General features: G+C 51.3%; 11 protein-coding genes. 7 read left to right on the forward strand and 4 right to left on the reverse strand.

The window, feature by feature from the left end:
* Nucleotides 1-31: 31 nt before the first annotated feature.
* Nucleotides 32-943 carry a mevalonate kinase gene (gene mvk, locus ACYVUU_RS04815; RefSeq protein ID WP_439775859.1) on the reverse strand — a complete coding sequence of 304 codons (912 nt, stop codon included), beginning with the start codon at nucleotides 941-943 and terminating at the stop codon, nucleotides 32-34.
* Nucleotides 944-1,076: 133 nt separating this feature from the next.
* Here mvk and ACYVUU_RS04820 point away from each other — a divergent pair, with 133 nt between their 5' ends.
* The 7 genes from ACYVUU_RS04820 (at nucleotide 1,077) to nth (ending at nucleotide 14,369) form a co-directional block, all read left to right on the forward strand.
* Nucleotides 1,077-4,616, forward strand: a complete 3,540-nt coding sequence (locus ACYVUU_RS04820) for a PD-(D/E)XK nuclease family protein (RefSeq protein WP_484500107.1) — start codon at nucleotides 1,077-1,079, stop codon at nucleotides 4,614-4,616.
* 12 nt (nucleotides 4,617-4,628) lie between these two features.
* A complete protein-coding gene (gene addA / locus ACYVUU_RS04825; protein WP_484500108.1) occupies nucleotides 4,629-8,312 on the forward strand; it encodes a helicase-exonuclease AddAB subunit AddA in 3,684 nt (1,227 codons plus the stop codon).
* 28 nt (nucleotides 8,313-8,340) lie between these two features.
* Nucleotides 8,341-11,124: a helicase C-terminal domain-containing protein gene (locus ACYVUU_RS04830; RefSeq protein WP_484500109.1), complete on the forward strand. Its 2,784-nt coding sequence runs from the start codon at nucleotides 8,341-8,343 to the stop codon at nucleotides 11,122-11,124.
* Between the two features lies 1 nt (nucleotide 11,125).
* Entirely contained in the window at nucleotides 11,126-11,620 is a 495-nt protein-coding gene (locus ACYVUU_RS04835; RefSeq protein ID WP_484500110.1) for a hypothetical protein, read from the forward strand.
* 62 nt (nucleotides 11,621-11,682) lie between these two features.
* A complete protein-coding gene (asnS, locus tag ACYVUU_RS04840) occupies nucleotides 11,683-12,981 on the forward strand; it encodes an asparagine--tRNA ligase (RefSeq protein WP_484499122.1) in 1,299 nt (432 codons plus the stop codon).
* 90 nt (nucleotides 12,982-13,071) lie between these two features.
* A complete protein-coding gene (locus ACYVUU_RS04845; protein WP_484500111.1) occupies nucleotides 13,072-13,719 on the forward strand; it encodes a DnaD domain-containing protein in 648 nt (215 codons plus the stop codon).
* Nucleotides 13,720-13,739: 20 nt separating this feature from the next.
* On the forward strand, nucleotides 13,740-14,369 hold the full coding sequence (nth, locus tag ACYVUU_RS04850) for an endonuclease III (protein WP_484500112.1): 630 nt from the start codon (nucleotides 13,740-13,742) through the stop codon (nucleotides 14,367-14,369).
* Nucleotides 14,370-14,494: 125 nt separating this feature from the next.
* Here nth and ACYVUU_RS04855 read toward each other — a convergent pair whose 3' ends face one another.
* The 3 genes from ACYVUU_RS04855 to ACYVUU_RS04865 all read right to left on the reverse strand — a co-directional run bounded on the left by ACYVUU_RS04855 (nucleotide 14,495) and on the right by ACYVUU_RS04865 (nucleotide 18,538).
* Nucleotides 14,495-15,403 (reverse strand): alpha/beta hydrolase fold domain-containing protein, encoded by a 909-nt coding sequence (locus tag ACYVUU_RS04855; protein ID WP_484500113.1) that lies wholly within the window; start codon nucleotides 15,401-15,403, stop codon nucleotides 14,495-14,497.
* 157 nt (nucleotides 15,404-15,560) lie between these two features.
* A complete protein-coding gene (locus tag ACYVUU_RS04860) occupies nucleotides 15,561-16,562 on the reverse strand; it encodes a D-2-hydroxyacid dehydrogenase (protein WP_484500114.1) in 1,002 nt (333 codons plus the stop codon).
* Between the two features lie 47 nt (nucleotides 16,563-16,609).
* Complete coding sequence (locus ACYVUU_RS04865) at nucleotides 16,610-18,538, reverse strand: alpha/beta hydrolase family protein (RefSeq protein ID WP_484500115.1); 1,929 nt, start codon at nucleotides 18,536-18,538, stop codon at nucleotides 16,610-16,612.
* Between the last annotated feature and the right edge of the window lie 102 nt (nucleotides 18,539-18,640).

Here is an 18,640-nt window from a genome sequence, read left to right on the forward strand (position 1 = left end):
ATTCTGTTTTTCAATAACTTTTTGCCAAAAATCAAATTTCTTCAATCCAGTAGTCACTGATTTCAGCCTGGCAGGCTTGGGCAAGCTTTTCGCAAGCACCGGCATCTTTGCAAAGAGCGATGACGATCCCGCCCAGCCCCCCGCCGGACAATTTGCAGCCTAAGGCCCCGCCTTTTTGGGCGATTTGGCAGATCCGGTCGATCTTGGCCGTCGACAAATTAAAGGAGGCTAAAAGCTCCTGGGCTTGATTGAAAAATTTACCAACGCTTTCTGGGTCTTGAAGAAGCCAGGCAGCTTTGACTTCGTCAGCCAGTTGCCCCAACTGCCGCATTCTTGCTTGCGCGTCCGGAGACTCATTTAAAAGCTTGGCGACCATGGTGACGGCTTCTCTGGTATTGCCCAAATCGCCCGTGTCCATGATCAAGAGGCTGGCGCCTAATTTCGAGGAGAGCTTTTTAACGCCCTGTTGCTTATTAAAAAAGACCAGGTAATCGGAATTAACCGTGGCCGCGTCCAAGCCAGAAGCCTTGCCGTGGTTGATCGTTTCTGCCTGGTTGGTGATGTCCATAACTTCGCTTTCACTCAGCTCAAGGCCCAGGTATTGGCTCAAGGCGACGGTAGTGCCATAGGCAACAGTGGCTGAGGAGCCAAGCCCGCGCTCCATGGGAATTTCCCCGGTATAGGTAAGTTTGATCTGGGGACTTTTCCCGCTTCTGGCAAAAAGTTCCTTGACGACATACTTAAGGCCGTTATAGTCGTCCGGCGCGTCAAAAAAAGGACCCTGGTAGAGCTTGGTATCCATCCAGACCGGACCGGCATAATCACTGACAGTCGTCTTGATGTGGAGAGCCTGAATCGGCATGGCCAGGGCGTCATAGCCGTAAACAACGGAATGCTCGCCGATCAAAATTACTTTTCCATGAGCAGTACAAGAAGTCTGCAAAAAGAATCACCTCAATAAACAATTTCGCTAGTTCGCTTAACGTTTGCTTAGAATCAATGGCAATCAGTTCCCAAAAAGGAAAGAGATTGATAAAATTTAGATTGATCGATCAGTCAACAAAGGAGTGGAAGCAATGATCAAAATTTTAACCGGCAGACAGTCCGATCCCCTGCAAACTGAAATCATCGGCCGGGCTGCCCGAAATTATCTGGCTCAGCCTGGCAAAGATACTTTTATTATTGTTCCAAACCATATCAAGTTTAACACAGAAGTTGCCGCAATAGGCAAAGTCGCCCAACTTCAAGGGCGGAAAGAGACCAGCGTTAAGCACCTGCACGTCCTGTCCTTCTCCCGCCTGGCCTGGTTTTTCTTTAAAAAAGCTGACCTGCTCATGCCAGAAAGCCTGGATGACGCGGCCGCGACCATGATTTTGGAGCAGATCATCAACAAGCGCAGGGATGAACTCTTGCTTTTTAAAAACACCCACGCCAATTCTGGCATGATCAAGCAAGTCTACAGCACGATCCTGCAGGTTCATACCGGCCAGCTGGACCTGGCCAGCCTTCTAGAGCGGGCAGCTGACCCGGCAGTATCCTTGGACCTGGACAATGAAACCAGAGATAAGCTGCATGACCTGGACTTGATCTACCAGGATTTTTTGCAAGTTGTCAGCGACAAGCACTTTGCCACCAAGGATGAACTGAATATCCAGCTGAACCAGCTTCTGGCCAGCCAGCCAGACCTGGTCAGCCAGGCCAGCTTCTATGTGACTGATTTCTCCCATTTTTCCATTCAAGAAAAAATGACCATGCAGCTGCTGGCGGCTTTTGCCAGCGACATGACTTTTGCCTTCAAGACCGCTGACGGCAGCCTGCTCGAACCCGTGGCAGGCGAATACGACTACGTGGTCCAGAAGACCATCCGGGACTTGACTGGCTATTTCTCTGCTCATGATTTTGCTTGGGAAAGTGAAAAAATCACCAGCCAAAGCAGCCCGGCAGAAAGTTTAAACAGGGCCTGGCAGGGGGAAAGCGTGCCGGACTTAAACAACCTCCAGCTGGTCAAGGCGGATTCCCGCTACGCCGAAGCCTATTTCGTGGCCCGGACCATCTATGACGAGGTGGCCTTAAAAGGCTGCCAGTACCGGGACTTTTTGGTCCTGGCTCCGAACCTGCAAGAGTATGAAACTTACCTGGCCCCGATCTTGCGGCAAAACCAGATTCCCTTCTTTGATGACTTGCAGCAGCAAATGAAGTACCACCCTTTGGTGATTTTGCTGGAAAATTTAGGCAAGCTTCTCCAGCAGCCAGGCGATACGCCAGCTCTTTTGAGCCTCATGAAGACCCGCCTCTTGATCCCGGCTTGGTATTTAGAAGGGGATGAAGAAGCTGGGGAAGCCGCGTATTTACGCGATGTCGACCAGCTGGAAAATTTTGCCTTAGCCCACGGGATCAAGTACAGCCTTTGGCAAAAGCCCCTCAAGGACTTCACCAAGGCCCAGGTGATTGCCCTGGACCAAGAGCAATATCAAAAGCGCCTGGAGCGTTTGGATAAGCTGCGGGACTTTTTTGTCAGCAAGATCTCCCGCCTTTCCAGCCAGCTGAAAAATGAAAAAGACAGCATGACCGCCGTTAAGCTCTTCTTTGACTTCTTGGTCAAAAACGGGGTCAGTGCCCGCCTGGAAGCTTGGCGCTTAAAAGCCAGCGAGAGCGGGGACTTGCAGCAGGCCCAGCAGCCGGAACAGTGCTGGAATCTGCTTTTGTCTCTTCTGAAAGACTACCTTTTGGTCAACCCGGAAAACTTTGCCTGGGCTGACTTCTTCAAGATGCTGACGGCGGCCTTTTCCCAGGCCAATTTCGCGACGATTCCAGCCAGCCTGGACGCTGTCACTTTGTCAGAATACGGGATGGTGCAGACCAGTGGCTACAAGCAGGTCTTCATCATCGGGGCAGCCAATGGCAGCCTGCCGCAAATCAGTGACCAGCCCAACTTTTTGACCACGGAAAACCTGGCCAGTTTGGCTGACTTTTTTGCTGAAGACGCCTACCTAGAAGATGCCCAGCAGCTCCGCAACTTGGACCAGGAATACCAATTTGGCAATGCTTTAGCCCTGGCCTCTGACCGGGTCTACATTTCCTATCCGGTAATCAATTCCAATAACGACTTGCTGGATCCTTCTATTTATTACAAGCGTCTGTTGAAGATGGTTAACGGCCGGGAATACCGGCAAAGGGACCTGCCAGACAACAGCGAAAAAGACCGGACCGAATTTGCCCGTCAGCTTTTGCTCTTTTTGACCAGTCCCAAGGCCAGCTTGGGCTATTTGGCCTATGCAGAGGAAAATTCCGCCCAAAGTCCGCTGGTGACCAAATTAGTCAAACTCAGCCGGCAGTATGAAGAAGAAAAGGCAGAAGAAATCGCGGAAGGGATGGCTTACGACAACAATCCGCAAGACATCTCAGAGGACCTGGCTGAGCGCCTGTACGGCAAAGACCTTTTGTCATCGGTCTCCCAGCTGGAAAGCTACTACCAGAATTCCTTTGAATACTTCCTTAACTATGGCCTGCGCCTGCGGCCCCGGGCAGAAAACGAGCTGAACGCCATCCAGTCCGGCAACTACTTCCACCGGACTTTTGAGCTTTTGCTCAAGGAAATGCAAAAGAAAAATATCGAAATTGACAAGCTCAGCGAGCTGGACCTGGAGCTTTTGCTCAAGCAGGTCAGAAGCGAGATCCTGCAAGAACCCCTTTACCAACAGTTTTTGCGCGATCCCTTTAATCAATATCTCTTCAAAGCTTTTGACAAGACGACCAGCAAGGTGGCCCAGAACTACCGGAGAAAGCAGCAGGAGAACAAAATGCGGGCTACATACGGGGAACTGGCCTTTGGCCCGGCGGAAAAATTGGCCGGCCTGGTCCTGCCTTTGAAGAAGTTTGCCGGCCAGCGGAAGATCAGCCTCCGGGGCAAGATTGACCGGGTCGACCTCTTTAACGGGGACCAGCACGTTTTAGGGCAACTGATTGACTACAAGTCTTCTGACCACAGCTTCAACCTGGCCCGTTTTGCCGGCGGGGTGGATCTGCAGATGATTGCCTACCTGGATGTCTTGGAAAAGAACCGGGACCTCCTGGCTGGCGGGCGGCAGTTTGACCTTCTTGGTGCCTTTTATCAGTATGTCACCCGGAAGCTGAATTCCGTCAATTCTTCATCAAATGGGGCCTTGTTTGACAGCAAGCTGCAGCTGAAAGAGAACCTTTTGGGCGGGGAAGACAAGCTGAAACTGTCCGGGGTCTTTGTCAGCGAGCCAGCCTGGTACCAGGAAGTTGACCAAGTCCTGGAGAAAAAGTCAGCCAGTCCGGTCTATCGGGGCCTTAAGCTGAATAAGAGTGGCACTTTTGGCAAAAAAGACAACTTCTTCAGCCAGGACGAAATGAGGGAGCTCTTAGAGTATGTCGAAGCCTTGATCGAAGACGCGGCCAGCGAAATCTTGAGCGGGCAGATCGCCCTAAATCCCTTCCGGCAGGGGACCAGCACTGGCCTAACATATAGTGACTACAAGGACATCTTCTACTTTGACCAGCAGCTGCCGACCAACTCTTACCGGGACCTGCCAAGCCTGAAAAAGGCTGAGCTGCTGGCCTTGATTGAAAAAAGGCTGGGGCAGGGTATATAGAAAGGAAAAAGTATGGCTGTAAAATACACACCAGACCAGGCCAGCGCTATCGAAAGCCGGGGCCAGGATCTTTTGGTCTCGGCTTCTGCCGGCTCAGGCAAAACCAGCGTTTTGGTTGAAAGGGTCATCCGGGAAATCATGGAAGACCACTTGGAAGTTGACCAGCTCTTGGTCATCACCTTTACCCGGGCCGCGGCCAGTGAAATGAAGCAGCGGATCAAGCAGCGACTGCAAGAGCGCCTGCAAGTGGAAACAGACAGCAGCCAGGCCGACTTTTTGCGCCGGCAGCTGGCCCAGATTGATACCGCGATCATTTCCACGATCGACTCCTTCTGTTTGGATGTCATCCGCCGCTTCTACTTCGTGATTGATATCGACCCGGACTTCAGCATTTTAACTGACGCGACCCAGATTGAGCTGTTAAAGGAAAGAGCTCTTCGGGATGTCGAAAACGGCTACCTGCAAAATGAAGACCAGAAGAAAAAAGACCGCTTCAGGGCCTTTTACGATGCGTTTGCCGGCGACAGCAACGTGGACGCGGCCAGAGACCTGCTATTGGAGTTATACCATTTTGCCATGGCCCGGCCAAACTACCGAGGCTGGCTGCAAAAATTGCCTGCCTCTTACCAGCTGGAGACCAGCGACGTCGTCGACAGCCCCTTGTGGCAGGAGAAGATCAAGCCTTACCTGGAAGAAGAATTTTCCAACCTGGCTGACAAGCTGACGGCTTTGATGGCCGAAGCAGACTTTGACCATGAAAAGTTTGTCAAATACCAGCCACCTTTTAGGGCTTTCGCCGCCAGCTTATCCAGCTACCGGGAAAGCCTGGCTACAGATGATCCCTTTGACCGGCAAAGAGACCTGCTGGCCAGCTGCCGGTTTGACGGGACCTTGCGGACTAACAAGGACATCGCCGACTTTGTCGAGGAGGCAAAGGAGGTTAAAGAAGCTGGCAAGCAGCTGGTCTTCAATGTCTACACCAGTTTTTACGCAAATAGCAATGCTGACCAGCAGGCCCTTTTGGCCAAGGGGGCTGAAATCGTGAAGACAGCAGCTGAAGTCGAGCTGGCCTTTATCGATCGCTTCAATGAGTTAAAGCGGAATGACCGGGTTCTGGACTTCAGCGACATGGAGCAATTAGCCTATGAAATCCTGACCCAGGACAGTTCAAATTCCGACTTGGCCCGGGCTTACTACCAAAACCGCTTCAAGGAAATCATGGTCGATGAATACCAGGACACCAACGCCTTGCAGGACGGTTTGATCCAGCGGCTGAAAAAAGACGGGAAGAACAACCTCTTTATGGTTGGGGACGTCAAGCAGTCAATTTACGGCTTTCGCCAGGCGGAGCCCAGTCTCTTTATTGCCAAGTATGACGAATATGGCCAGGAAAATTCGGCAGGCAAGAAGCGGATTATTTTTGCCGAAAACTTCCGCTCCAGCCAGCCGGTCACCCAGGCCGTCAACTTGATCTTTGACAGCCTCTTGACCAAGGACTTTGGCGGGATTGACTACAAAAACGAAGGGCAGCTGAAATTCGCGGCCGGTTATGATCCAAACGCTGCCTTGCCAACAGAAACAGAAGTCCTCTACCAAGAAGATTCTTCTGCTTCAGAAGATGACGGGGAATTGGACCAGGGCGATTTGGCCATGGTGATCAGCCGGATCCAAAAGTTGCTTAACGACCAGACGCCAATTTTTGACCCAAAGACCGGGCAGACCCGGCCGATCAGCTATGGAGACATTGCCATTTTGACCCGGTCCAAGACCAGCAACCTGGACATCAAGCAGGAATTTGACCGTTACGGGATTCCGCTTTTTGTCATGGATGTCCAGAACTACTTTCAGACCTTTGAATTGACGGTCATCATGTCCTACTTGAAGATCATCGACAATCCGGACCAGGACATTCCCCTGGTGGCGGTTTTGCGGTCTCCGATCTTCAACTTCTCTAGTTCTGATTTGGCGGAAATCCGCCTGGTCAACAAGAGCATCAGCTTCTACGCGGCTTTAAGAACATATGCTAAAAAAGATACTGATCTGGCTGCCCGCTGCCGGGACTTTTTGGACCAATTGCAAGATTTGCGGGACTTTGCCTTGAGCCACCGGATTTCAGAACTGCTCTGGACCATTTATGAGCGGACCAGCTTTTTGGAAATCGTGACCGCCATGACCAACGGCCAGCAGCGCCGGCTCAATTTGACCGCCCTGTATGAAAGAGCTAGCGCCTACGAAAGCTCGGGCTTCAAGGACCTTTACCAGTTCATCAACTTTATCGCCAGAATGCGGAAGAACCAGAAGGACCTGGCCCAGCCGATCTTGAGCGAAAATGCTGACAATTCAGTCAAGCTGATGACCATTCACGCCTCAAAGGGGCTGGAATTCCCGGTCGTCTTTGTCCTGGGCTTGGAGCACCGCTACAATTACCAGCAAGACATCACCGGCAACTATGTTTTAGATGCCAGCGGGCTGGGTTTGTCCTTTGCCTACCCGTTTGATGAAGCGGAATACCGGGCAGATACTTTGGTCAATGCCTGGCTGAAGATTGCCAAAAAGCAGAAGCTGCTGGAAGAAGAAGCCCGTCTGCTTTACGTAGCTTTGACCCGGGCTAAGCAGAAGCTGATCCTGGCGGCAAATATCAAGCTGCCGGCTAAAACTGACCTGGCAGGCCTGGAAGAGAAGTGGGCCAAGGAAATTTCAGCTGGCCGCCTGCCCCTTTTGGACAAGATGAAGGTGGCCAAGCCCCTGGACTTTTTAGCCCCGGCCTTAGCCCACGCCAAGCAAGTGAAGCGGCTGGGAGAAAAAGCCGTCAGTGACTTGGCAGTTGGCCAGGAAGACAGTCTGGTCTTTGTCCACTTTGACCCAAAGAAAGACCAGGCCCAGCTGCCGGCAAATGAAGCGGCAGCTGCCGGCGGGGAAGACTTGACTGAAGAGGAAGAAGCCGTCTTTGAGCAGGCGGAAAAACTCTATGCCTTCAGCCAGGGCGGCTATCCCTACTTGGATGCCAGCCGGACGACGGCCTACCAGGCGGTCTCTGAAATCAAGAAGGCTTTTGGCGACCCGATCGAAGACGAACTGGCCGACTCCCACATTTCAGAACTGCAGTCAGCCAACCGCTATTTGCAGCCGATCGATACTGAGCCAGAATTCCTCTTCCAAAACACGGTCAGCTCAGCTGAACTGGGGACGGCCAGCCACTTGGTCTTGCAGTACTATGACTATGCCAAGGGCGACAGGGATGCAATTGACAGCTGCATTGCCGGCCTGGTTGAAAAAGGCCGGCTGAGCCCAACTTTGGCCAGCAAGTTGGATCGGGAAGCCTTGTCTTGGTTTGTCAAGAGCGACTTTGCCAAGGACTTTTACCAGCACCCCGACCGCCTTTACCGGGAAGAAAATTTTGCCACCATCTTGTCACCGAAGACTTTATTTAAGGATTTCAGCGATTTTCCAGGAGAAATTTTGGTTCATGGGACAATCGATGGCTATTATGAAGCAGAGAATGGTATCATTTTATTTGACTACAAGACTGACCACGTTAACCCGCGTAAGCAGGATGAAGCAATCCAGAAGCTGAAAGAGAAGTACCAGGGCCAGCTGCGCCTCTATGAAAGAGCCTTGAACGAATCAGGCCGGCTGCCTGTTTTGAAAAAGTACCTGGTGCTTTTGAGCTGCCGGGAAATTGTTGAAGTTGATTAGAAGTTTTTAGGAGTGAAAGGAGCGGAAAATGGCGGATTTTTTTGCCGGCGAAACCTTCGCGGTCGTTGACTTGGAAACGACCGGGACGCGCAAGGAGGAGGGGGACCGGATCATTCAGTTTGGCTGCGCCTTGGTCAAAGACGGCGAAGTGGTCAAGACCTATTCTTTTATGATGAACCCCCACCGGGAAATTCCACTAGCCGTGACCAATCTGACCGGGATTGACCAAAAGATGGTGGCTGGCCAGGCTGATTTTAAGCACTATGCCCCGAAAATCCGCGAGATTTTGCAGGATACGGTTTTTGTGGCCCATAATGTCAATTTCGACTTTCCCTTCTTGAACTATGAACTGACCAATGCCGGCTTTGAAGCCTTGACCTGCAAGGCGGTTGATACGGTTGAACTGGCCAAGATCGCTTTTCCGACCCTGCCTTCTTACAAATTGCGAGACTTGACGGCCAGCCTGGAGATTAAGCACGCCAACCCTCACAAGGCCGATTCTGATGCTTATGGGACAGCCGTTTTGCTCATCAAGATCATCGATAAGCTGGCCTCCTTGCCCCAGGCAACTTTGAATGTCCTGGGCTCTTTGGCCGGGGGGTTAATCCGGGACACGGGCGATGTGATCAAGGAGATTGCCGACCAGTCCCGGCAAAGCCGGCGCAAGCTGCCTAAAGACAAGATCCAGGTCCGCAACCTGGTCTTGAAGAGGCAGGAAATTCCCGCGGTTGAACATGGGGAAAACGGGCATTTCCCAGTTAAAGACGCTGACAAGCGCAAGCTTTTTAAAGGCAAGATCAATTACCGGCAAGCCCAGGTGGACTTGATCGACCGCCTGCACGACTTTGTCGAAGAAGAAGGGCAAAGAGTCATGCTGGCTGAGGCCCCAAATGGGACAGGGAAGACTTTTGCCTACCTTTTCGCCTATGCCTACCAGCTTTACTCTGGCAAAAAACTGGTCATTGCCACGCCGACCAAGGTTCTCCAGCAGCAGCTCTTAGACCAGGAAATTCCCCAGCTCCTGCGGGTTACGGGCCTGGGCTTAAACGCGGAAATGGTCAAGTCCAGCAGCCACTACCTGGATTTGGACGGTTTTGCCCAAACCCTCTACCAGAATTCACCTAACAAGGCGACCTTGCTCTTGCAGATGCAGATCCTGGTCTGGCTGACGGAAACGACGACGGGGGACATGGATGAATTGCAGCTGACCAGCCAGCAGCTGCCGATTTTTAACCAGCTCAAGCACCCCGGGGATGCCCGGGTGGCCAGCCAGTTCGCCAGCGTTGACTTCTGGAACCTGGCCCGCCGCCGGCAGGAGCAGGCCAACATTCTGGTGACCAACCACGCTTACTTGGTCAACCACTACATGGACTCCATCTGGGGACAGAACCCTTACCTGGTAATTGACGAAGCCCACCGCTTCAGCGAAAACCTGCAGACGGCCCGGACGGACTCACTTCGCCTGGAAGCGATCTGGGGCAGCATCAGCCACCTGCGCAATTTGCTCTATTTTACGGACAACAACTTGCTCAGGCAAAGTGAGGAAAATGTCCAGCTGCAGTTCATGCTGGATCTCTTGGACCAGGAGAGCCTGGACCTGATTCACAGTTTGAACCGGATGCAAAAGTATCTCTACCAGCACAAGGGGCAGGCAATCAGCCAGGTGGTTTTGCCCAACAAGAGCCTACAGCTCACTATCCAGGGCCAGGATCTCTTCCCGGAGAACTCCCAGTTTAAGCCCCTGCTCAGACAGTTCCAGCAGCAATTGGAACAGGTCCGGATCCATACCAACCAGATCCGCTACTTGCTGGAGCAGGAAAAAGACCGCTTTTTAACAGATGAAGAATCCCTGCTGGAAGAATTGAACGACCAGGTTGACTTGCTGGAATTCTACACGGAAAAGAGCTACCAGCTGGCTGACCTCTTGAACCAACCGCTCTTAGATCATTTGGGCTTTGTGGTCAACGTGACCAATCCCGAAGATGCTCTCAGCAGCAACCTTCACTGGCTCAGCCTGGACAGTTCTGAAGAATTGCATAAAATTTACGACCGCTTTGACCATATCAGCATGATCAGTGCGACAATAACTAATGACGGCAATTTTGCCTTTGCCAAGCAGGTCCTGGCCCTGCCAAATTTGGGCGTTTCCTGCTACAAGGGCAAGGCCAGCTTCCCAATGGCCGACCACTTAGAGATCCTGGCCATGGGGGAAGGACAGCCGGAACCAGACAGTCCGCGTTTTTTGGAAGAATTGAAAAATATCCTGACCAAGGACTTAAGCGGGCAAAAGCATATTTTGTGCCTGTTTACCAACCTGGACTTGATCAAGCAGCTCTATTTTGAACTGCTGAATGATCCCCGGGTTAAGGACTATGAGCTTTTGGCCCAGGGCTTGACCGGGTCAAACGAGCGGATCACCCGTCGTTTCGTTATCGCGGAAAGGTCAATTTTGCTGGGGGCGGACAGCTTCTGGGAAGGGGTGGACTTCCACAATTGCGGGATTGACCTGGTCATCGCCACACGCCTGCCATTTGAGTCCCCGGACCTGCCGGAGGTTAGCCTTAGGCAGCATTACCTGGCCCAAAGAGGCTGGGATGTCTTTCAAGAGGATTCTTTGCCCCGGGCGATTCTCCGCCTGCGGCAGGGATGCGGCCGCTTGATCCGGGGCGAGGATGATTACGGGCAGTTTTTGATCCTGGATCCCCGGATCTGGACCAAGAGCTATGGCCCGGCCTTCCGGTCCAGCCTGCCGGCTCCGGTGCAGAAGGTCAAAGCAAGTGAATTAAAAAATAAGTTAAAGTTCGAGAGGTAAAATGCTTAACGAAAGAGTCAAAAATGTTCTGCAATATCTGGCCTGGCTGGTCTTTTTCCTGTTTTTGCTTTACGCGGGAACGGTAGCCGTCGTAGCTAAGGCCGCCAAGCCTTACAGCCAGCACAAGGAGAAAGTCGCCAAGCTGGTCAAGCAGACTTCTATGAAGCAGATTGACAAGTACTACCACCTGAACCGCGGTGTCAGTTCCTATTCAGCCAGCGGTAAAACCAGCAAGGGCAAGGCAGCCTACTTCATCTATTTGCCTGGCAGCCACAAGGCCTACTATTATTCAGCTAATGACGGCATTAGCGAAAGCACGGTGAAAGCCAGCTTCCAAAAGTCATACCCGAAGAAGACCATCAAGGAAGTCAACCTGGGCTGGTATCAAAAGCAAGCCGTCTGGGAAGTCACTGCAGTCAACAGCGATGGCAGCTACTGCTATGCCATTTACAAGTTTAAAGACGGCAAGCTCCTGTCTCTGGTCGATAAGTTATAGAAGAGCGGGCAAAAATCTGCTATCATGGATAGAGTTAATAAAATAAGGTGGAATAAAAAAGAATGACAGAATTGATTTCAATCAGAGAATCAGCCAAGCACGTTGACGAAGAAGTCAGAATGCATGTCTGGCTGACTGACAAGCGGTCCAGCGGGAAGATCGTCTTCCTGCAATTAAGAGACGGCACGGCTTTCTTCCAAGGCGTTGTCCGCAAGAACAATGTCAGCGAGGAAGTTTTTGAAGCAGCCAAGGGCCTGCGCCAGGAAGCTTCCTTCTACATTACTGGGACCATCCATGAAGACGCCCGGTCCCACTTTGGCTACGAAATCCAGATCAGCGACCTGGAAGTTGTTTCCAACAACGAAGGCTACCCGATCACCAACAAGGAACACGGGATCGACTTCCTTTTGGACCACCGTCACCTCTGGCTGAGAAGCCGGCGGCCATTTGCCATCATGCAGATCAGAAACCGGATCTTCAAGGCCACGGTCGACTTCTTTGAAAACGAAGGCTTCGTGAAGTTTGACGCGCCGCTTTTGATGCACTCAGCGCCAGAAGGCACTACGGAACTCTTCCACATTGACTACTTCGACCACGATGCTTACCTGTCACAATCCGGCCAGCTTTACGGGGAAGTCGGGGCAGAAGCCTTCGGCAAGATCTTTACCTTTGGGCCAACCTTCCGGGCAGAAGCTTCCAAGACCCGCCGGCACTTGACTGAATTCTGGATGATGGAACCGGAAATGGCCTGGATGCACCAAGATGAATCCCTGGACCTGCAAGAGCGCTTCCTGTCTTACGTAGTTGGCCAAGTCCTGGAGCACTGTGAATACGAATTGAGCATCCTGGGCCGGGACCTGGACAAGCTGCGCCCAGCTGCTGAAGGCAACTACACCCGCCTGTCCTACGATGACGCGGTTAAGATGCTGCAAGAAGCCGGCAAGGACTTCAAGTGGGGCGACGACTTCGGCGCGCCAGATGAAGCCTTCCTGTCAGAACAATTCGACCGGCCATTCTTCATCGTCAACTACCCGGTGGCCATCAAGCCATTCTACATGAAGAAGAACCCGGAAAACCCATTGACTTACCTCTGTGCCGACGTGGAAGCCCCAGAAGGCTACGGGGAAATCATGGGCGGGTCAGAACGTGAAGCTGACTACGACACCTTGAAGGCGCAAATCGAAGAAGCAGGCCTCAACCTGGATGACTACTCCTGGTACCTGGACCTGAGAAAGTACGGCAGCGTGCCGCACTCCGGCTTCGGGATGGGCTTTGAACGGGTTATCGCCTGGATTTGCAAGCTGGACCACGTTCGTGAAGCTATTCCATTCCCAAGAATGATCAACAGAATGCAGCCATAAGCGCATTAGTTGTTTTTTAACAAGTATAAAAGCTAAAATAAAAGAGTGAGTTAACTCACTCTTTTATTTTTTGTGAAAGAACGTGAGAAAATGCCAAGTTACAATTTTTACCGGCAGCTGGGAGTGACCAGCATCAGCAATGGCTTGATTGCCTACTATGCCCGCTTGGGCCTAACTGAAGCGGAACTGGCCCTGGTCTTGCAGCTGGAAGCTTTTTTTCAAAGGGGAAATTACTTCCCCAGCAATGAAAAAATCGCGGCCAACACCAATTTCAGCGTCAGCGACGTCACTCTCTTGATCCAGAGCCTGCTGGACAAGGGCTGCCTGTCACTGAGGCAGGCAAAGGACGCCAGCGGGAAGATCAGCAGCCGTTACAGCCTGGATGAGCTCTATGACAAGCTGGACCAGTATCTAGACCAGCATGTCCAGGTCAAGGACATGAATGGGGAAGTCCTGGAAGAAGCTAAGGACAGCTTGAACAACGACCCAATGAGTGACCTGGCCCGGGAGTTTGAGATTGAATTTGGCCGCTACTTGACCCCGATTGAGCGGGAAGAAATCCAGGACTGGCTGAATTTGGATCACTATGCCCCGGAGATAATCAAGCTGGCTCTTCGGGAAGCAGTCTTGTCCCGGGCTATGAGCTTCAAGTACGTTGACCGGATTTTGCTGAACTGGCAGAGAATGAATTTAAAGACTGCCAGCGAGGTCCAGCAGTACTTGGAAAGAAATCGTTAGTAAGTTTACGGAGGATTTTGATGGGAAAAGATGAAAAGCTTTTGAGTGACGAAGAGGCAAGAAGGGTTTTAATGCGGATCGATGCCATGTTCCCGGAGGCCAAAGGGGAGCTGAACTGGGACAACCGTTTCCAACTGATCTGCGCTGTCCTGCTCAGCGCCCAGACGACAGACAAAATGGTCAACAAGGTGACCCCGCAGCTCTTCGCGGATTTTCCGACCCCGGAAGCCATGGCGGCAGCCAGCCAGGAGGAAATCGAGGCAGATATTTCCCGGCTCGGCCTCTATCATTCGAAAGCCAAGCACCTCAAGGAAATGTCCCAGACCCTGGTTGATGAATACGGCGGCCAGGTACCGGGCAAGAAGGAGGACCTGGTCAAATTAGCCGGGGTCGGCAACAAGACGGCCAATGTCGTTTTGGCTGAAGGCTGGGGGATTCCGGCCATCGCGGTCGACACCCATGTGTCCCGGATTGCCAAGAAGTTCAAGATCGTGCCGGAGAAGGCAACTCCTTTGCAGGTGGAGAAGCGGCTGGAAGAGCTGCTGCCAAAAGATGAGTGGATCCATACCCACCATGCCATGATTTTCTTTGGCCGCTACAAGATGCCCGCCCGGGCCAAGAACCCGGATCCCTACAGCTACCTGGAATAAGCTAAGAAAAAAGAATAACTTTTTGCAGGGGATAGTCATGATAAAATTGATTGCCTTGACACGATTGAAAAAGAAGTTTTGGGCATGTAAAAGGCCGCCGGAGAAGGCGGCCTTTTTTATATATATTATGCTAAAACATGCTTGATGAAAGCATCCAGTTCCTTTAAAACAGCTGGAGAGGTGAATTCCCCGCCGCCGTGGTCAGCACCATTGATTAAGATATAGGAGGCTTCTTTGCCGCACTCCCTTAATTTCAAGTAAAGGTCAGTGCTGCCGGCTGTGTTGACCGTCCGGTCTTTTGTTCCATGAATGATCAAAACTGGCGGAATATCGGTCTCCTTGCTGATATTGCACTCAACTGACAATTTCCGGCGCAGGTCTGCCTGCTCTCTTAAGTCGACCCGGCCCATTTCCATCCCTTCAGGACTGTCAGCCTGCAGGTGGTTGATGGTTGTCGGGTTGCTGTCTTCCCGCATGACGGAGACAGAGCCGTAAAAGTCGACTACACCACTTACTTTGGCATTTACATCAGGGTAGAGATTGTCTTCGCCTTCCGGGAAAAAGCTGGCGTAAACGGCAGTGTGGCCGCCAGAAGAATTGCCCGCTAAAATAACCCGCTTTGGGTCGCCCTGGTATTCGGGCCCGTGCAGCTTCATGAAACGAACGGCGTTTTGGGCATCCAGAATCGGCTTGGGGAAGGAAGCCACGTCGCTGCCTCTGTATTCGACAACCGCGACGACATAGCCGAGAGCGGCAATTTTTGCCATCTGGGGCAGGTCCCGGTAAACATCTTGTTTCATCCAGGCAGAGCCTTGCACGTAAACAAAGATCGGGTAAGTCAGACCATTTGGGTGATTCCGCGTGGTTGGCTCCAAGATCTGCAAGCTTAGTTTCTGCCCGCCATAATCAGCGTATTCAACGTTTGGGTGGTAGAGGACTCTGACTTCATCGCCTGTGCTGTCGATATATTTTACGTCAGGCAAGTCGGTTTGGTATTCCGGAAAATCCGCGTAAGACCATTTTTTTATTTCCATAATTTTTTCTCCTTTTCACATGCTAATTCAATTGTAGGGCAGGAAAAAGGATTATTCCAGGCAAAAAGTCAGCGTTTTCAATAGAAATTACAATACACCAAAAACACCGGCAGAGATTAAACTGACGGTGTTTTCGCGTTTATAGATTCAGTAAAAATTACTGGTTGACGATGCTTCTTGGCCGACCGCCCTTGGCGATGGTCAATTGGTCGCTGAGGCAGATCTGCACCATGTTGCGGATGGAAGTTTCCGTGTAGAAGGCTGAGTGAGGAGTGATGACGACGTTTGGCATTTTGGCCAGGGTCTTGTAGTCTTCTGGAATTTCGCTGTCCTTAAGGTCCTTGTGGCCGAAGTAGCTGGATTCCCCAGCCAAGGTGTCCAGGCCGGCACCCGCGATTTCACCATCTTGCAAAGCCTTGATCAAGGCTTCAGTGTCGACTAATTCACCCCGGGCACAGTTGATCAAGTAGGCAGACTTCTTCATTTCCTTCAGTTGCTTTTCGCCGATCATGTTTTCAGTTGATGGGAAGAGTGGGGTGTGGAGGGAGACAATGTCAGCTTCCTTTAAAACCGTGTCAAAGTCGGTGTAGGTCAAAAATGGTTCAAATTCCGGGTTATAAGCCACGTCATAGGCAATGACCTTGGCCCCCATGGCTGAGAAAATTTCCGCTACAGCGCTGCCGATGTGGCCGACCCCGATCAAGCCGACAGTCAAGTTGTAGATTTCATTGCTGATCAAGTTGCTTGGCCAGGTGAAGTCATGGTCATGGTCCATTTGATAGCGGAAGATCCCGATTTTGCGCAAGAGGTACATGGCCTGGGTAACCGTCATTTCAGCGATGGCCCGCGGGGAGTAGACTGGGACGTTAGTCACCAGTAAGTTGTACTTCTTGGTCCAGTCAAAGTTGATGGTGTTGAAGCCGACGATTCTGAGGCCGATGCACTTGACCCCGTATTCGCTCAATTTTTGGTAAACAACTTCTTCGTCAACCGGGCCCAGGGGCTTGATGGAAACGCTGCTGCAGCCTTCAGCTAAATCAACAGTCGCGCTGGTCAAGGCCTGGTCAGTCGTCTTGACTTCAACATCGTTCTTCTTAGCCCAGTCTTCAATGTAAGGCACTTCGATCGGGCTGACGTTATACATGGCAATTTTAGTCATAAAAAACTCCTTTGTTACTTCAGCTTTTGCTTTTTACTACTTATATTCTACCGCAAATGCTGGTCAAACCAGGCAGTAATTTCCTGCAAGCGGCGGATCCGGTGTTTTGGCTGCCCGCTTCTGGAAAGCTCGTGGTTTTCGCCTTTAAAGAGGCACATTCTGCTTTCTACCCCGTAGTAGAGCAGGGCCCGAAACATTTGCATCCCTTCCGGCAAAGGACATCTGTAGTCTTCCAATGAGTGAATGAACAAGGTCGGCGTGGTAACCTTGTTAGCGTATTTCAAAGGAGACTGCTGCCAGGCGTAGTCCAGCTTTTCATCTAGATCCTTAGCATCAATGGAGTAAAGGTCTTCCCAAGGACCCACGTCAGACATAAAGGCATCGCTCAACCAATTGGACATGGACCGCTGGCTGGCGGCAGCCTTGAAGCGGTTAGTGTGGCCGATTACCCAGTTGGTCATGTAGCCCCCGTAAGAGCCGCCGGTAATACCCAGGCGGCTTTCATCAATTTGCGGGATTTGAGCTAAAACTGCATCGGTGAATTTCATCAAATCATTGTAGTCTTCCCGGCCCCAGTGTCCCCGCATGTTGGCGTAGTCGTTGCCCTGGCCGTCAGAACCGTAGATGTTGGCAAAGAAGACAAAGTAGCCCTTGCCTGACCAGACCTGCATTTCATGGAAAAATGGCGTCCCGTAGACGGTCTTTGGCCCGCCGTGAACGTCGAGAATAGCCGGATATTTTTGCTTTTCATCAAAGTCTTTCGGGTAAAGAACCCAGCCGTGCTGGGTATTGCCAGCATAATTCTGGTAGTCAACTTGAAAAGCGGAAGCGACATAGCGGTCCTTTAAGGCAGCTTCGTTATAGCTGGAGTGCTTGGTCAGCTGTCCGTCTTTAAAGCTGTAAAGCTGCTGGGTCTCGTTGGCATTTGGACCGGTGAACCAGCAAGTGCCATCTTCCGTAAAGTCAAAGAATTCGATTGAGGGGAATTCAAAGACTGGGGTAATTTTTTCACCGTCAAAGCACTCCAAGACCGTGTGGTCGACCTTGGTAGTAGTGAAGTAAAGGCAGTCGTCAAAGACTTGACTGGTTCGCACGTCTAACAGGCAGAGGTCGGTGTCAACGCAGTCGCCCCAGCAGTCTTCCCAAGCCGCGGCTAAGGATAATTCTTGCTTTTCTGAGTCATACTTGTAAAACTGCGGATTTTCTTCTGACCCGTAGCGCTTTTCATCAGTGGCCACCAGGTAGAGCTGGCCCTTTAAAATGCAAATGGCAAAAATTGACCATTCTTCTTTTGGCAAAAGCTGACGGTACTCCAAGCTCTTTAAGTCCAGCTGGTAGAGGGCGGACTTGCGGGCCTTGGACTTGGTGTAAGAGTCCCCGGTGAAGTAGAGGACAGAGTCGCTCACATAATGAAGGTCAAAGTTGAAATATGGGTCGTCTTTTAAGAGCTCAGTCAGTTCGTTTTGGGCCGGGTCAAAAATGAAGAGGCGGTCGCGGAACTTGGAAATAATGCCATCGCCGTTGAAGTAGGCAGGGAATTCGTCTAAGACCACATAATCTTTTTCATCCGGATCCTGCTTCTTTTCCGCTTCGCGCAGGTCAACCCGCCGGCTTAAAAGCAGGCGGCCGTCTTCTAGGACCTTTTCGACCGCGAAATCTTCTCCCTCTAAAGCAGCGATTTCCCTTGCTTCACCGCCAGTCAAAGAGAGCAGGTAGATAAAAGTCTTGCCTTTTTCCTTTCTTCGGTTACCGGCAAAGCAGACCGTGTTTTTATCAAGAAAGACGAAGTCCTTTTCCTGGCCAAAGGAGCTAAGCGGGGTGACTTGCCCGTTTTTTAGTGTCTCTAAGGTATAGAGGTACTTGTCCTTTTTGCCGGCATCTGGCAGTCCTTTGACCCAGACCAGGTTCTGCCCCTTGGCCTTGAGCTTGCCCAGGTTGGCATAGTGCAGAAAGTCTTCAATTTGAATTGCTTCCATAATTTCCTCTTTTCTATTTTTGTAAGTCTTGTTGGCAGTTATTCTTGTTTTTATCCTGTTGTCATATATTTTAGCAGATAAAAAAGCTAGAATACCTGCTTT

This window comes from Lactobacillus sp. WILCCON 0058, assembly GCF_057198005.1.

Coding starts and splice junctions, on each gene's coding strand:
- ACYVUU_RS04820 (WP_484500107.1), top strand. CDS start 1,077: ATGATCAAAATTTTAACCGGCAGACAGTCCGATCCCCTGCAAACTGAA.
- addA (WP_484500108.1), top strand. CDS start 4,629: ATGGCTGTAAAATACACACCAGACCAGGCCAGCGCTATCGAAAGCCGG.
- ACYVUU_RS04830 (WP_484500109.1), top strand. CDS start 8,341: ATGGCGGATTTTTTTGCCGGCGAAACCTTCGCGGTCGTTGACTTGGAA.
- ACYVUU_RS04835 (WP_484500110.1), top strand. CDS start 11,126: ATGCTTAACGAAAGAGTCAAAAATGTTCTGCAATATCTGGCCTGGCTG.
- asnS (WP_484499122.1), top strand. CDS start 11,683: ATGACAGAATTGATTTCAATCAGAGAATCAGCCAAGCACGTTGACGAA.
- ACYVUU_RS04845 (WP_484500111.1), top strand. CDS start 13,072: ATGCCAAGTTACAATTTTTACCGGCAGCTGGGAGTGACCAGCATCAGC.
- nth (WP_484500112.1), top strand. CDS start 13,740: ATGGGAAAAGATGAAAAGCTTTTGAGTGACGAAGAGGCAAGAAGGGTT.
- ACYVUU_RS04855 (WP_484500113.1), bottom strand. CDS start 15,403: ATGGAAATAAAAAAATGGTCTTACGCGGATTTTCCGGAATACCAAACC.
- ACYVUU_RS04860 (WP_484500114.1), bottom strand. CDS start 16,562: ATGACTAAAATTGCCATGTATAACGTCAGCCCGATCGAAGTGCCTTAC.
- ACYVUU_RS04865 (WP_484500115.1), bottom strand. CDS start 18,538: ATGGAAGCAATTCAAATTGAAGACTTTCTGCACTATGCCAACCTGGGC.